Annotated in this window: 13 protein-coding genes; 8 read left to right on the top strand and 5 right to left on the bottom strand. The window is 70.7% G+C overall.

From position 1 onward, the window contains the following. The first annotated feature begins 433 nt into the window (after positions 1-433). Positions 434-1,174 (top strand): 2'-5' RNA ligase family protein, encoded by a 741-nt coding sequence (locus tag ABZ855_RS40185; protein WP_360816143.1) that lies wholly within the window; start codon positions 434-436, stop codon positions 1,172-1,174. A 551-nt stretch (positions 1,175-1,725) separates the two neighbouring features. Here ABZ855_RS40185 and ABZ855_RS40190 read toward each other — a convergent pair. Beyond that, positions 1,726-2,691 carry a pirin family protein gene (locus ABZ855_RS40190; RefSeq protein ID WP_360816146.1) on the bottom strand — a complete coding sequence of 322 codons (966 nt, stop codon included), beginning with the start codon at positions 2,689-2,691 and terminating at the stop codon, positions 1,726-1,728. A 187-nt stretch (positions 2,692-2,878) separates the two neighbouring features. Between ABZ855_RS40190 and ABZ855_RS40195 the strand changes: the two genes are divergently transcribed. Continuing rightward, the gene (locus ABZ855_RS40195; protein WP_360816149.1) at positions 2,879-4,414 is read left to right on the top strand and encodes a carboxylesterase family protein; all 1,536 of its coding nucleotides are present in this window, start codon (positions 2,879-2,881) and stop codon (positions 4,412-4,414) included. A gap of 37 nt (positions 4,415-4,451) precedes the next feature. Here the strand turns inward: ABZ855_RS40195 and ABZ855_RS40200 are convergent, their stop codons facing one another. From ABZ855_RS40200 to ABZ855_RS40215, 4 genes are all read right to left on the bottom strand, one after another. Continuing rightward, positions 4,452-5,237, bottom strand: coding sequence for an SDR family NAD(P)-dependent oxidoreductase (locus tag ABZ855_RS40200; RefSeq protein WP_360816152.1), 786 nt, complete (start codon positions 5,235-5,237; stop codon positions 4,452-4,454). Then, complete coding sequence (locus ABZ855_RS40205) at positions 5,234-6,466, bottom strand: amino acid deaminase/aldolase (protein WP_360816155.1); 1,233 nt, start codon at positions 6,464-6,466, stop codon at positions 5,234-5,236. Before ABZ855_RS40205 ends, ABZ855_RS40200 begins: the two co-directional genes overlap by 4 nt. After that, positions 6,463-7,293, bottom strand: coding sequence for an SDR family oxidoreductase (locus tag ABZ855_RS40210; RefSeq protein WP_360816158.1), 831 nt, complete (start codon positions 7,291-7,293; stop codon positions 6,463-6,465). Before ABZ855_RS40210 ends, ABZ855_RS40205 begins: the two co-directional genes overlap by 4 nt. A 95-nt stretch (positions 7,294-7,388) precedes the next feature. After that, a complete protein-coding gene (locus tag ABZ855_RS40215; protein WP_360816160.1) occupies positions 7,389-8,390 on the bottom strand; it encodes an SMP-30/gluconolactonase/LRE family protein in 1,002 nt (333 codons plus the stop codon). Between the two features lie 173 nt (positions 8,391-8,563). Between ABZ855_RS40215 and ABZ855_RS40220 the strand changes: the two genes are divergently transcribed. From ABZ855_RS40220 to ABZ855_RS40245, 6 genes are all read left to right on the top strand, one after another. Continuing rightward, positions 8,564-9,160: a TetR family transcriptional regulator gene (locus tag ABZ855_RS40220; RefSeq protein ID WP_360816323.1), complete on the top strand. Its 597-nt coding sequence runs from the start codon at positions 8,564-8,566 to the stop codon at positions 9,158-9,160. Between the two features lie 38 nt (positions 9,161-9,198). Then, a complete protein-coding gene (locus ABZ855_RS40225; protein ID WP_360816163.1) occupies positions 9,199-10,359 on the top strand; it encodes an alpha-hydroxy-acid oxidizing protein in 1,161 nt (386 codons plus the stop codon). A 252-nt stretch (positions 10,360-10,611) separates the two neighbouring features. Continuing rightward, on the top strand, positions 10,612-11,757 hold the full coding sequence (locus ABZ855_RS40230; protein WP_360816166.1) for an ABC transporter substrate-binding protein: 1,146 nt from the start codon (positions 10,612-10,614) through the stop codon (positions 11,755-11,757). 110 nt (positions 11,758-11,867) lie between these two features. Next, positions 11,868-13,154, top strand: coding sequence for a sensor histidine kinase (locus ABZ855_RS40235; RefSeq protein ID WP_360816169.1), 1,287 nt, complete (start codon positions 11,868-11,870; stop codon positions 13,152-13,154). Further along, the gene (locus ABZ855_RS40240) at positions 13,151-13,822 is read left to right on the top strand and encodes a response regulator transcription factor (protein WP_360816172.1); all 672 of its coding nucleotides are present in this window, start codon (positions 13,151-13,153) and stop codon (positions 13,820-13,822) included. Before ABZ855_RS40235 ends, ABZ855_RS40240 begins: the two co-directional genes overlap by 4 nt. A 127-nt stretch (positions 13,823-13,949) precedes the next feature. Further along, positions 13,950-14,309: a cupin domain-containing protein gene (locus tag ABZ855_RS40245; RefSeq protein ID WP_360816175.1), complete on the top strand. Its 360-nt coding sequence runs from the start codon at positions 13,950-13,952 to the stop codon at positions 14,307-14,309. Positions 14,310-14,328: the final 19 nt, after the last annotated feature.

Consider the following 14,328-nt stretch of genomic DNA (forward strand, 5'->3'; position numbering starts at 1 on the left):
CCTACGAGCACGAGACCAACTACTACGCTCAACACCAGCCCCAACCGGCGGCTGGAGTCAACGCATAGAGCCTCCACCGATCCCGGAGCGGTTCACAGCGAGTATGTCGCCGCGTCTGATTCGCTCTGGACGCATTCCTTGGTCCGTTTGGACGTCGCCACTGCCCTGTTGTCCGGCCGTGACCCCGATGTGGAACACGCCATGAGCATCGGCCGGCAGGTCCTGCAAGATGCGATGGACGGTCCGTTGATCCTGTCGGTGGTGCAACGTGCCCACGATCTCCTTCGCAACGCCGAGGAATGGGCTGACGTCGCAGCCGTGAGTGAGTACTCCGAGGCCCTGACGGCTTGGGCGGCGACCCCTCGTGTGAAGCAGTTGGCCTGCTCTGCCACCATGCCTTCGTCACCGCACGCCTTGGGAAGGACGCCACGGGATGCCGCCACTGATCACGTCGCACCCGGACGCGTTCCCCGTCGCCCCGCCACCGGATCTTGACGACCCAGGGTCCATTACTGCCCACGATTGGCGGGCCTTCGACACGCTGACCGAGATGCAAAACCACTGGCAACGCCCGGGCTGGACGTCCAGCACACGTGCCTACTACTGGCTGCTGACCATCTCCGACGAGCCCGCTTTCGTGGCTCAGGCCCGCCGATGCCAAGACGCAGTACGGCACCTTCAAGCATTCGATCTGATCGACAGCGAGAGCTTTCACCTCACACTCGGGCGAATCGCCGATGCCAATACTGTCGACGAGGCTCTGCTCTTTCGCCTAGCCGAAAATGTGCAAGCCATCGCACCAGCTGCCTTCACGCTCTCCGCGCTACCTCTCACCGGATCTCGTGGCGCACTTCGCTACAGCGTCGCGCCGTGGAGCCCCATCGTCGGGCTCCTTCAACTCCTTGTCGCAGCGTCGGCGAGTTGCGGACTCCCGCATATGAAGAGCAGTAGCCGACTTCGTCCGCACATTGGCATCGGCTATTGCGGCAGAAAGCTTCCGGCCGAGCCCGTGCACGAAGCGGTGAGGCCCCTCCGCTCGCTGCCTCCCACGGAGCTGCTAATCGACCACGTTGACCTCGTCGAGATGCGCCGCGAAGGTGCCTCGTACAGATGGCGCGTCGTGCATACCGTAGATCTGCCCCAGGCGGCATCTCTACGGGACCGTGTGATCTGATGTTGATGTCGGTCGGCAGGCATGATTCGGGACAGTCTCAAGGGCCCGGGGCCATGTTTTGTAGCACTACGCACCGGCCGTACGGCATTCTCGTTTCCTCGTGCCCGCAGGCTTGCAAAAGCTTTTGATGGTGTCCTTGGCCGGGCACCATTCCGCAAAAGGGTGCGCCGGCGCCCCCGCCGCATCCGGGCTTGTTGGGTTCCCACAATCACCGGAGGGACCGTCCCTAGGCCACCCGTCCCCGTGAGCCAGTCGACTCAGGGATCGGCGTCCGTCGCCATCATCATGCGATCGCTCCGCTCCTTGCGTGAGCCATCAACGGTCGAACACCTCGTCCGCCACGGGCTGACGGATCGTCAGAAAAGTCAGCATTGGGTCAGCATCAGTCCTGCCAAAGCTGCCTACAGATGCCCACACTTTGGAAACGCGGACTGCCTCGGATGCCCTCCGGGCGGCGGCATCCGACCTATCGCTCTACCCGAGGCCACCGTTGCGGACGAGCGGTTCGACGACCTCGCACTACTGGGGCCAGCGACCCGACTTTTCGCAGGTCAGCGCACCCGTCCCCTTGGTTTCATCGGCGTCGCCGGAAGCTCCGGAGCGTGCAGCGGGGCGCCGTCATAGCCCTTCACTTCACCGAAACGGGCCCCCTTTGCCCAGTCGTCGCGAGCCTGTACGATCTCGTCCTGAGACCGACCGATGAAGTTCCACCACATGATCAGCTCCTCCTCGAACGGCTCGCCGCCCAGGAGCATCACGCTCGCGTCGGACGACGCGAGCAGTGGGAGTTCGGTCCGGCCGCAGCCGAGGTAGAGCATCGAGCCCGGGAGCATCGGCACGCCGTCGACGTGCACCTCGCCCGACATCGCCAGTACCCCGTACTCGAAGTCCGGTACGAGCGGCAGGCGTACGTCGGTGTCGGCGGTGAGGGTCAGGTCGGCGCCGACGATCGGGGTGTACGTCGTGCCGGGCGAGGTCGAGCCGTCGAGGTCGCCGAGGATCACGGTCGCCGTCACGCCGGGTGCCGTGACCGTGGGCAGGACGGCGTGGTGTTCGAAGTGGGGGTCGGTGTGGCGGTGGCCGTCCGGCAGGGCGACCCACAGCTGCGCCCCGTGCAGGAACCGGGCGTGGGACCTGGGGCTCTCCTCGGAGTGGCTGATCGCGCGGCCGGAGGTCATGAGGCCCAGTTCGCGCGGGCGGATCGTCTGCAGGCTGCCGGTCGAGTCGCGGTGCAGCACCTCGCCCTCGTGCAGCCAGCTCACCGTCTGGAGGCCCATGTGCGGGTGCGGCGGCACCTGCATGCCGGGCTCGTCGGCGATGTCGTCCGGCCCGTAGTGGTCGACGAAGGCCCACGCGCCGATCATGCGCCGGCCGAGGTTCGGCAGCAGCCGGCGTACTTCGGTGCCCGCGCCGAGCTTCACGCGCCGGGGGCTCAGCAGTTCGCGTACGGGTTCGGCGACGACGAATCCGCGGCCGCCGCAGACGCTGGGGACGGGCGCGCGGTCAAGGTTGCTCATGGCGCCCAACCTAGTCGGGGGCAACGCCCGCGCGCAGGGGGAGAGGCGCCTCGGGTTCTCCTGTGGCGTTTCTGCCCCCAGGAGTCGACTCGGCGCCTCTGGTGAGTTCGCCTAGTGAAATATAGTTCGTTTCGGCTACCGTGTGCCTCTGAACGCGTCGTGGTGCGTCGGTCGTGAGGAGCAAATGATGAGCGCAGGTGAGTTTCCCGAGGTCGCCACCGTGGTGGGCGCGGTTCGCGGGCGTCGTGAAGGTGGTCTCTCGGTGTTCCGGGGGATTCCGTTCGCGCAGCCCCCGGTCGGGGAGCTGCGGTTCGCGGCGCCGCGGCCGGTGGAGCGCTGGGACGGGGTGCGGGAGGCGTTCGCGTTCGGGCCGCCCCCTCCGCAGGAGGCGATGGGCCCCGACGCCTCGGCCCCCTCGCCCGCCTCACCCGGCGGGGACGACTGGCTGACCGTCAACGTCTGGACGCCCGACACGGATCCGGCGGCGCGTCGGCCGGTGCTCGTGTGGATCTACGGTGGCGCCTACAAGGCGGGTTCCGCCGACGACGCGAGCTACGACGGCGGCCGCCTCGCCCAGGAAGGTGACGTCGTCGTGGTCACCCTCAACTACCGGGTTGGCATCGAGGGCTTCGCCAAGATCGAGGGCGCCCCGGCCAACCGAGGGCTCCTCGACCAGGTGGCCGCCCTGGAGTGGGTGCGAGAGAACATCACCGCGTTCGGCGGCGACCCCGACCAGGTCACCGTCTTCGGGGAGTCGGCGGGCGCCGGATCCATCGCCGCACTGCTGGTCATGCCGAGGGCGCGCGGGCTGTTCCGGCGGGCGATCGCACAGAGCGTGCCCGGCACGTACTTCTCGGACGCGCTCGCCGGGGACATCGCCGAGGCACTCGCCGGTGAGCTCGGGCTGCGCCCCACGGTTGCCGATCTGGCCGGCGTGGACCCGCGCAAGCTGCCCGAGGCGGGAGCCGCGCTCACTCCCCGGATGCGCGAGTACGTCGCGAGGTGGGGCGCTGTCGCCCTCACCCCGACCGCGTTCTCACCCGTCGTCGACGGTGACGTCCTGCCCACCGCGCCCTGGGAGGCGCTGGCGGCCGGCGCCGCCCGGGACGTCGAACTGATCGTCGGACACACCCGGGACGAGTACCGTCTCTTCCTCATGTTCGGCGGGCTGCTCGGCCGTGTGGACGACGACATGGCGGCGGCCGCGCTGCGCGTGTTCGGACCCGGGCCCGGCCCCGAGCAGGCCTACCGCGCCGCGTTCCCGGACGCCTCGGCGGAGTATCTCTTCGAACTCGTGCAGTCCGACTGGCTGTTCCGCATGCCGTCGCTGCAGCTGGCCCAGGCCCAGGTGGCCGGCGGCGGCCGGGCCCATGTGTACGAGCTGACCTGGTCCGCCCCCGCGCTCGGCGGCGCCCTGGGCGCCTGCCACGGCCTGGACGTACCGCTCACCTTCGGCAACTTCGGCGACGCCGGGGCAGGCCTCGGCGGCATGCTGTTCGGGCCCACGCCACCGCCCGAGACCGAGGCGCTGTCCGCCCAATTCCGTGCCGCGTGGACCTCCTTCGCGGCGACGGGCGACCCGGGCTGGCCCGCGTACGACACCGACCAGCGACTCACCCGGCTGCTCGACACCGAACCGGCCGTCGCCGCCTACCCGGAGGAGGAGTCCCGCCAACTGTGGCAGGAGCACACGTTCGACACCCTGCGCCTGGCAACCGAGTGACGGGGTGAAGGGGTGGCGGGGGTGACGGGCCCCAGGTCTACCGTGACGCCAGCAGTCGCAGCACCCTGTCGGAGACCGGCGCCGGCAGGGCGCGCAGTGTCCGGACCAGCGCTGTTGTCTGCCACGGGAAACAGGCCTGCGCCGGTTCCCGCTCCAGGGCGCGTACGACGTACCGGGCCGCGCGCTCCTGGCTGACCTGGAACGGCTTGGGCAGGCCGTCCGCGTCCACCCGGTCCGTTCCCACGAACCCGGGGTGGATCGAGGTGAACCGGATGCCCTTGGGCGCCAGTTCGACCCGCGCCGCGTCGAGAAGGGTGCGTACGGCCGCCTTCGCCGCCGAGTACGGACCCTGGCGGGGGATGCCCATCAGCCCCGCGAGGGAGTTGGTGTGGGCGATCAGGCCGCCGTCCGGCTGCTCGCCCAACTGCCGGATCAGCGGGACCAGGTAATTGACGACGACGTCGTAGTTCAACGCCATGATCCGGGAGACGTCCGCCGTGCTCACCCGGTCCATGGCCATGTCCGGCCCCTGGCCGGCGTTGAGCAGCGCGATGTCGACGGAGCCGAACTCCGCGACGGCCGCCGCCACGACCCCGGCCGCCGCCTCCGGGTCCAGGGCGTCGGCGGGGAGGGTGAGGCAGGCGCTGCCGGCTGCCCGTACCTCCTCGGCCACGGCGGCCAGTTCGGGGGCGCGCCGGGCCGTGAGGACGAGCCGGTTGCCCGCCGGGGCGAGCCGGCGGGCAACCGCCGCCCCGATCCCGGAGGACGCGCCGACGATCAGGACCGTCCGGCCGGTGATGGCGGTGGCCGCGGTGGCTGTCACAGGAAGTGGCGGCCCTCGCCGCGGTAGGTGGGCACGGTGTCGACCACCGCGCCGCCGCTGACCAGATGCAGATCGCCGATCCGCTCGCACAGCTCACCGGCCTTGGCGTGCCGCAGCCACACCCGGTCCCCGATGTTCAGCCCGCTCGCCGCCTTGCCGAGGAGCGGGGTCTGCACCTCCCCGAAGGACTCCGTGGCGGTGACCCGCAGCCCGGCGGGCCAGGCCAGGGTGGGCAGCCGGTCCTTGCCGAGCGGCCCGGACGCCACCCAGCCACCGCCGAGGAGCGTCGCGATCGACGCCGAGGGACGGCGGACGACGGGCAGCACGAAGTACGCCGCCGGGACGGGCCGGAAGCTGCGGTAGAAGTCGAACAGCCCCGGACCGTACAGGCCGGAGCCCGCCGCGAGTTCGGTGACGGAGTCCTCGCGGGTCGTGGTCTCCAGGCTGCCCGTGCCGCCGCCGTTGACGAACCGCAGCGGTGTCACGGCCCGTACGGCCGCGACCGCCGCCTCCCGGCGGTGGCTCAGCTCCTCGACGGACGTACGCTGCATCGCCCGGACCACGGCCCGCTTGACGGCGTTGCCGGGCACGTTGTCACCCAGACCGGCGACCTGACCCTCGTACCCCATGATGCCCGTGAGCTCGAAGCCCGGGCGGGACGCGACCTCGCGGGCGAACGCCGCCGCCTGCTGCGGGGTGTGCACCGGGGACCGGCGCGGCCCCAGGTGGAGCCGGCCGCCCGCCAGCCGCAGGGCCGCGTCGAGTTCCAGGCACACCTGGATACGGGTCGAACGCGGGCCGGTCGCGGCGTCGATCAGGTCGAGGTGCTCGACGCAGTCGACCATCAGGGTGATGCGGGAGGCGAGCCGCTCGTCGGCCGCCAGGCGGCGCAGCGCCGTGCGGTCGGCGGTGGGGTAGCCGACGACGATGTCCTCGAACTCCTCGGCCAGCCAAAGGGCTTCGGGCAGGGTGAAGCCGAGGATGCCGTCGAAGCCCGGCCTGTCCAGGGCGCGCCGCATGAGGGCGCGGGAGCGCAGCGACTTGCTGGCGAGCCGGATCGGCTTGCCGCCGGCCCGGCGTTCCAGGTCACGGGCGTTGGCGTCGAAGGCGTCCAGGTCGATGACGCCGAAAGGCGGTTCCAGGCCGGCGGTCGCCGCGCGCAGCCCGTCGAAATGGCTCTGGGTCGTGGGATCCGAACTCGCTCTGGAAGCGGTGGTGTTGACGGTCATCGGTTGCTGTCTCCTTGCTCGGGTACTGCCGCGGGGGCCGGGACGAGGCCCGTGCTGCGGCGCTTGGCCATGGCCACCACCTTGGGGATCACGAAGCGCATCAGCCGGGGAAACACACCGGCGACCCGCTGCACACGTCCACCGATGGCGGGGTGGACGACTTCGATCGGCTTCTTCTCGATGGCGTCGACGATCACCGATGCGACCTGCTCGGGGGTGAGCGGCTTCTCGGCGAAGGTGATCACCGCGCTGGGGTCGGCCATCTCCTGCTCCAGCATGGGGGTCCGGGTGCCGGGCGGATGGACGATGCTGAAGGTCACGGGCCCGTCGCGTTCCTCGATGGCCACACTGTGGTGGAAAGCGCGCAGCCCGTGCTTGGTCGCGCCGTAGGTGGTGTACCCGGGCAGCGGCAGGAACGAGGTCATGCTGCACACGGTGACGATGTGCCCGTGGCCCTGGGCCCGCATCCGGGTCAGGGCGGCCAGGATGCCGTTGATCGGGCCGAGCAGGTTCACCTCCACCATGTGGCGGTGCTCGGCCGGCGACAACTGGCGTGCGTAGCCGGTGTGGATGATCCCCGCGTTGTTGACGAGCACGTCGACCGGGCCGAGCCGGTCCCAGACGGCGTCGAAACTCGCGTCCCACGCGGCCTCGTCGCGGATGTCCAGCTCGAACGCGGCTGCGTCGGACCCGAGTTGACCGGCGATCCGGGTCGCACCGGCCAGGTCGATGTCGGCGAGGGCGACCCGGTGGCCGCGGCGCACCGCCTCCCGCGCGGTCGCCGCGCCGATGCCGCTCGCGGCGCCGGTGATCAGGACGACGCTCACCGCGGACGCGCGCCGTCAGCGCCGGTGCGCGGGGGCTGCGCACCGTCCGATCGATGTTGTGCGTTCATGGGAACTCCCGGGAAAGTAGGCCGAGTTCAGGCGGAGGCTGACGAGGGTCGCGATGATGACGGCAGGACGTACGCCTCCAGCCGCGACCCGCCCAGCCGGGCCGCCTCCACCGGATCGTCGGTCGGGGTGGTCGCCGCGTACAGCGTGTCGCCGTCGGGTCCGGCGACCAGACAGCTCAGGGTGCGTTGGCTGGTGGCGACCCGGTCCAGGATCGTGCCGCCCGGCCCGACCCGGACGCACTCGCCGCGCAGCGCGTTGGCTACCCACGCCGTGCCGTCCCGGCCCGGTGCGATGCCGTCGGGTGCGATGGGACTGGCGGAGCGTTCGGCGATCGCCCGGTGGTCGAGGAGCGCGGAGACACGCCGGGTGATCCGGCCCAGCGATCCGGGGTGGTTGAGGGACTTCCACAGGGCGGAGGGGATGAGGGGAGCCCAGGGCCGGGGCGGGCCCAGCCGTCCGTCGGGCAGTACGGGCAGTGCGGTGAGCCGCATCGCCAGGGTCTCGGCGACGAGCAGCGTGGACTCGTCGTCGAGGAGGAACATGCCGTTGGGGAAGACCAACGGCTCGCTCAGGCCCAGCAGTTCGCCGGTGGGGGAGAAGCAGGCGAGGGAGGTCCCGGGCGGTCCCGGCGGGGCGTACAGCATCGAGTTGGGCCGGCGGCGGACGAAGCCGTGGTAGTCGAAGCCGAAGTTGCCGACATAGGCGCGACCCCGCCGGTCGACGAACATGTCGTTGACGGGGCCCCCGGCGATCTCCTTGAGATCGGCGTGCACGACCAGGGAGCCGTCCCGCTCCCGCCGGTAGACACAGTGCCCGTCCATGGAGACGACCAGCATCCGCCCGTCCGGCAGCCAGCCCAGGCCCCCCGCCCGACCGGGGACCTCGGCGACCGTCTCCGGCTCGCCCCGGGTGTCCCAGCGGTGGACCGTCCCGTGCGCGAGGTCGCAGAACCACAGGGCGTCGTCGTGCCAGCGCAACGACTCCAGGACGCCGAATCCGTCCAGAACGACTGTGGCCCGTGGCCGCACCCCTGCCTCCTGAGGCTGCTCGTGCCCGTTCGGTCATCGCTACCGTGGCGCAGACGAGAGAAGTAAGTCAAGCGTCCTAGACGGGTGACTTACTTCTCCTGGGCCGGTTGGCTATTCTGACGGCCGAACCACAGCAGGTGGGACCGGTGCGGAGAGGAGAACGCGTGCCCCGCATGGCGGCGAGCGACCGGAGAGCGGAGCTGCTCGAGGCGGCGATCCGCGTCATGGCACGCGACGGCGTGGCGAAGGCCACCACCCGCGCGGTGGTCACCGAGGCGGGCATGACCCTCGGGGCCTTCCACTACTGCTTCGAGTCCAGGGCACAGCTCCTCGAACTCGTCACGGAGACACTCACCGAACGCTATGTCGCGGAGGTCCGCGGCCTGTTCGCCCCGCACAAGGACATCCGCGACAGCGTTCTCGACAGCCTGCACGCGTTCTGGAAGGGCTTCGAGGCCAATCCCGGCGAGCACCAGATCAGTTACGAGCTCACCCAGTACGCGCTGCGCAATCCCGGCTTCGAGGACGTCGCGAGGAAGCAGTACGAGATCTTCCTGCGCGCCTTCGCGTCCCTGCTCGAACTCGCCGCGGACAACGCCGGAATCGAGTGGACGGAACCTGTGCCGGTGCTCGCGCGATACGTCCAGTCGACGATCGACGGCCTCAACATGATCTGGCTCGTCGACCGCAACAGCGCCGACGGCCGGGCCGCCCTGGAACTGCTCGCCGATCACCTGCTCCTGCACGCCCGGCCGGGCACCGCCACCTGAGTCCGGAAGCCGCTCGACCTGAGGGAAAGGGTGTCCGAATGGCGTTCGCCGACTACCAGAACGAGATCTATCTGAACGGCCTGGGCGGGGTCCTGCCCGCCTTCCCCATGGAGTTCGCCGGGTTGGCGGAGCGGGCCGAGGCCGCGCTGCCACCGTCCGTCTGGTCGTACGTCGCCGGGGGCGCCGGCGACGAGCACACCCAGCGGGCCAACGTCGACGCGTTCGCCCGCTGGGGCCTGATCCCGCGCATGTTCGTCGGCGCCGCCACGCGTGACCTGACCGTCGAGCTGTTCGGCGTGACACTGCCCTCGCCGGTGTTCCTCGCCCCGATCGGGGTGATCGGCCTGTGCGCCCAGGACGGACACGGCGACCTGGCGACGGCCCGCGCCGCCGCCCGTACCGGCGTCCCGATGGTCGCCTCCACCCTGTCCGTCGACCCGCTGGAGGACGTGGCCGCCGAACTCGGCGACACCCCCGGCTTCTTCCAGCTCTACACCCCGACCGACCGGGCCATCGCCGAGAGCCTCGTGCACCGCGCCGAACAGGCCGGGTACCAGGGCATCGTCGTCACCCTCGACACCTGGATCACCGGCTGGCGCCCGAGGGACCTGGCGACCGCCAACTTCCCCCAGCTGCGCGGCCACTGCCTCGCGAACTACACCAGCGACCCGGCCTTCCGGGCTAGCCTGGGCCGATCGCCGGAACAGGATCCGCAGGCCGCGATCCTCCACTGGACCCAGATCTTCGGCAACCCGCTCACCTGGGACGACCTGACCTGGCTGCGCTCGCTCACCGACCTTCCGCTGATCGTCAAGGGCATCTGCCACCCCGAGGACGCGCGCCGGGTGCGGGACGCGGGGGTGGACGGCATCTACTGCTCCAACCACGGTGGTCGGCAGGCCAACGGGGGCCTGCCCGCCCTGAACGCCCTGCCCGGTGTCGTCGAGGCAGCCGGTGACCTGCCCGTCCTCTTCGACTCCGGTGTGCGCAGCGGCGCCGACATCGTCAAGGCCCTCGCGCTGGGTGCGACCGCGGTGGGCATCGGCCGCCCGTATGCCTACGGCTGCGCCCTCGGCGGCGCGGACGGCATCGTCCATGTCCTGCGGGCGCTGCTCGCCGAGGCGGACCTGATCATGGCGGTGGACGGCTATCCGGCCCTCAAGGACCTCGTCCCCGAGGCGCTCCAGAGTTTGTCGTAGCTCGGGTGCGGGCCCGATGTGGCTGGTCGCGCAGTTCCCCGCGCCCCTGTTGGGGCGCTGTCCGCACCGGAGTTGAACTGCTTCGCCGACGCCCCTTCCCCGGACCCGGGGCGGATCCCCGTTCAACCGATCGGTTGAACGGGGATTCCTCCCCCTGCCACCCGCACGCTCCGTACAGCCGACGCGAGGTTCCTCTCGCCCGCGTCAGGATCGAACTCCCAGCAGGATTCCCCCCATTGAGAGGTCCTCAGCGTGTCCAGTTTCCTCAGTCGACGACGTGTACTCGCCACCGGAGCCGGTGCTGCCCTCGGTGTCGGGGCGCTCGGCGCCACCGCGACCCCCGCCAACGCCGCAGCCTCGTCCTCCGGGTCACGTTCGGACGCGGGACCCGAGGAGACCCGGACGCTCGACGAGCTGTACGAGGCCGCGCTGGCCGAGGGCGGCAAGCTCGTCATCTACTCGGGCGGCGACGTAGACGCACAGGGCAACGGCATCCGCACGAACTTCTCGGCCCGTTTCCCGGAGATCGACCTCAAGGTGGTCGTGGACTACAGCAAGTACCACGACGTCCGCGTCGACAACCAGTTCGCGACCGACACCCTCGTCCCGGACGTCGTCCAGCTCCAGACCCTCCACGACTTCACCCGCTGGAAGGAGCAGGGCCGCCTGCTGAACTACCGGCCGGCCGGCTTCTCCAAGGTGTACAAGGGCTTCAAGGACCCGCAGGGTGCCTGGCTGGCCCTCGGGGTCATCGCCTTCAGCTACTCGTACAACGTCGCCGCGGTCGGCGCCGACGTCCCGAAGTCCCCGCTCGCCCTGATCGACCCGAAGTGGAAGGGACAGATCGCCTCGTCCTACCCGCACGACGACGACGCGGTCCTCTACCTCTACAAGCTGTACGTCGACCACTACGGCTGGGACTGGGCCGCCAAGTTGGCCACCCAGGACGTCCAGTTCGCCCGCGGCAGCCACACACCGGGGATCGCCGTCTCCACCGGGCAGAAGGCGCTCGGCGTCGGCGGCTCGGGCTCGCTCCTGGCGCCGTCCACGGCACCCTCGCGCTGGGCCATCGCCGACGGGCACCCCTTTGTGGCGTGGGGCCAGCGGGCCGCCATCCTCAAGCAGGGCCGCAACACCACCGCCGCCAAGCTCTTCCTCAACTGGCGGCTCTCCACCGCCCAGCAGTCCACCGGCGCCTGGTCGGTACGCACCGACATCACCCCCACCGGTGGCCTCAAGCCCATCTGGGAGTACCCCAACGCGAACGTCGACGGCTTCCCCCGCTTCATGGCCGACCGCGCGCAGGTCGAGCGCTGGAAGCAGACCTTCGCCCTGTACTTCGGAGAGGTGAAGGGCGACCCGACCCCGGGTTCGCTGGGGCTGCACCCCGGCGCGTAGCCGGCGAGCAGGGCACCTGGTTCCCGACTTCTCTTGACGCAGGTCATACAGGAGATCGATAGACTCGGGTGCCCTGTTCGATTGGACCAGTCCGCCCAAGGGGATCTGCCGTGCCCGACCGTGCCCCCGTCCGTACGTTCCTGCGGGTTCGCGGAGGCCGGCTCACGCTGGAACACATGTCCCATCTGGCGTTCTTCGTCATCGTGGTGTCCGCCCTGCTTCAACTCACGCGACTCAACAGCGAGTTGTGCTGGTACATCGCGACCGTCAGCGGGCTGCTCGCGCTCGTCTACACGGGCGGGGTGACATTGTGGGACCGGCTCGGCACGGTCGGACGGGCGGCCTGGATCCCGTTGCTCCTCGCCCTGTGGGGCCTCCTCCTCTTTCTCGTCCCGGCCGTGCTCACCTCCGCCTTCGTGTGGTGTGCCCTGCCACTGGCGTGCGCCGCACAGAGCGTGCTCGGACGCCGGTCCGCGATCGTGGCGATCGCCCTGATCACCGTGGTCCTCGTCGCGGCACTGGCCGGGGCCGACGGCGGGTTCGTCATCGACACCGTGCTGGTGCCGGTCGCGGCCGTCTGGGGCACCGTCGCCCTCTACCGCCTCCAGCAGCGGGACGCCGAGGCACGCCGGCGTCTCGTCGAGGAACTGCGCGACACACGTGACCTCGTCGCCCGGCAGCAGCGCCGCGCGGGAGTGCTCGCGGAACGGACGCGTATCGCCCGCGATCTGCACGACACCCTCGCCCAGGAACTCGCCGGCGGGCTGATGCTGCTCCAGGCCGCCGAACGGGACTGGGACGAGCGCCCCGACACGGCACGCACCCGGGTGCGCGCGGTGGCCGACGGACTGAGCACCAACCTCACCGAGACCCGCCGCATGATCGTGGATCTCACCCCGTCCGCCGTCGCCGAGACCGGCATCGAGGGCGCGCTGCGCGTCCTGTGCGCCCGTTCCCAGGCCGACGGAACGGCCGCCCGGGTCCGGTTCCGGTCGGTGGGCGACCCCCAGCACGCCCTCGACGAACACGCCGCCACCACCCTGTTCCGCGTCGCGCAGAGCACCCTCGCGAACATCCGCGAACACGCCCAGGCGGTGAACGTGCAGGTCACCCTCAGCCGACAGCGGCCGGACCGGGTGGACCTCGAGGTCAGCGACGACGGCATCGGGCTCGACCCCGCCAAGATCCTCGGCCGTACGTCCACCCGGCCGGGCCGCGGTTTCGGACTGCCCGCGGCGAGGGCCAGGCTGCGCGAGTACGGCGGTGACCTCGAGGTCAGCGGCGCCCCCGGCCGGGGGACCCGGATCAGGGCCACGGTCTGCGCGCGGCCCCGGCCACAGCTTGCCGCCGGCCCCCAGGCCCCCGCCGACTCCGTCCCCACGGCGACGGCCCGATGACCGCGGATCCGCCCGGCGCGGCCGAGCCGCTGCGCGTCCTGCTCGCGGACGACCACGCCGTGGTACGGGCCGGCCTGCGCGCGCTCCTGGAGGGCGAACCCGACCTCGAGGTGATCGCCGAGGCGGGCAGCGGTGAGGAGGCCGTCGCGCTGGTCGCCAAGCTGCTGCCCGATGTCGCACTGATGGACCTGCGCTTCGGCGGCACCGGCGGCGGAGGCGTGATCGACGGCATCGAGGCGATCCGCCGGCTCGCCGCCGAGGCACCCGGGGTGGCCGTGGTGATGCTGACCAGCTCGGCCGGCCGCGCCGATGTGGTCCGCGCGCTGGAGGCGGGCGCCCGGGGCTATGTCCTCAAGGCGGGGCCGCCCGAGGAACTGTTCCGCGCGGTGCGCGGAGCCGCCGCCGGGGCGCTGGGGCTGGCACCGGAGATCGTCGGGGAACTCGTCGGCCAGGTGGTCAGCCCCGAGCAGGAGCTGAGCGGGCGCGAGATCGAGGTCGTACGGCTGATGGCCGAGGGGCTCAGCAACCGGGCCATCGCCGGGGCGCTGTTCCTGAGCGAGGCCACGATCAAGACGCATCTCGTGCGCGTCTACCGCAAGCTCAAGGTCGACAACCGGGCGGCGGCGGTCTCCGAGGCCGTACGCAGGGGTGTGCTCGAACTGTCCTGACGGCGCGGGAGGCCGGTGGCTGTCAGCGAACCGGCCGGACCCTCGGATGGCGCCCCCGGCTTGACAGGCGGACGATGGAGGGACGGGAGGGTCCGACAGCCATGGAGGGGGATGGGAGGCAGCAGACATGCTGGAGATCAAGACGGTCGAGAAGCCGGACGAGCGGCGTGACTTCCCCCGGGGACACCTCGAAGCCGTACACATGACCGGCCTCGACTTCGCCGTGGGAACCTTCGAACCGGGCTGGCGCTGGTCCGAGTCCGTAGGGCCCATCGTGGGCACGGAGAGCTGCGAGATCCACCACAACGGATACGTCCTGCAGGGCCGGATGCGCATCCGTATGAACGACGGCGGCGAGAGCGAAGTGGGCCCCGGCGACGTCTTCGTGTGTCCGCCCGGACACGACGCGTGGGTCGTCGGCGACGAACAGGTCATCCTCCACGACTTCGCCGGCGGTATGGCACAGGACTACGCGAAGGCACCGTAGAACCGACCACCCGGCTCAG

Origin of the sequence: Streptomyces sp. NPDC047042 (assembly GCF_040644035.1) — a bacterium.
Lineage (GTDB): Bacteria > Actinomycetota > Actinomycetes > Streptomycetales > Streptomycetaceae > Streptomyces.

What these genes read in the sequence shown, in the direction of transcription:
- ABZ855_RS40185 (WP_360816143.1), top strand. Translation starts at nt 434, where the DNA reads ATGCCGCCACTGATCACGTCGCACCCGGACGCGTTCCCCGTCGCCCCG.
- ABZ855_RS40190 (WP_360816146.1), bottom strand. Translation starts at nt 2,691, where the DNA reads ATGAGCAACCTTGACCGCGCGCCCGTCCCCAGCGTCTGCGGCGGCCGC.
- ABZ855_RS40195 (WP_360816149.1), top strand. Translation starts at nt 2,879, where the DNA reads ATGAGCGCAGGTGAGTTTCCCGAGGTCGCCACCGTGGTGGGCGCGGTT.
- ABZ855_RS40205 (WP_360816155.1), bottom strand. Translation starts at nt 6,466, where the DNA reads ATGACCGTCAACACCACCGCTTCCAGAGCGAGTTCGGATCCCACGACC.
- ABZ855_RS40220 (WP_360816323.1), top strand. Translation starts at nt 8,564, where the DNA reads ATGGCGGCGAGCGACCGGAGAGCGGAGCTGCTCGAGGCGGCGATCCGC.
- ABZ855_RS40225 (WP_360816163.1), top strand. Translation starts at nt 9,199, where the DNA reads ATGGCGTTCGCCGACTACCAGAACGAGATCTATCTGAACGGCCTGGGC.
- ABZ855_RS40240 (WP_360816172.1), top strand. Translation starts at nt 13,151, where the DNA reads ATGACCGCGGATCCGCCCGGCGCGGCCGAGCCGCTGCGCGTCCTGCTC.
- ABZ855_RS40245 (WP_360816175.1), top strand. Translation starts at nt 13,950, where the DNA reads ATGCTGGAGATCAAGACGGTCGAGAAGCCGGACGAGCGGCGTGACTTC.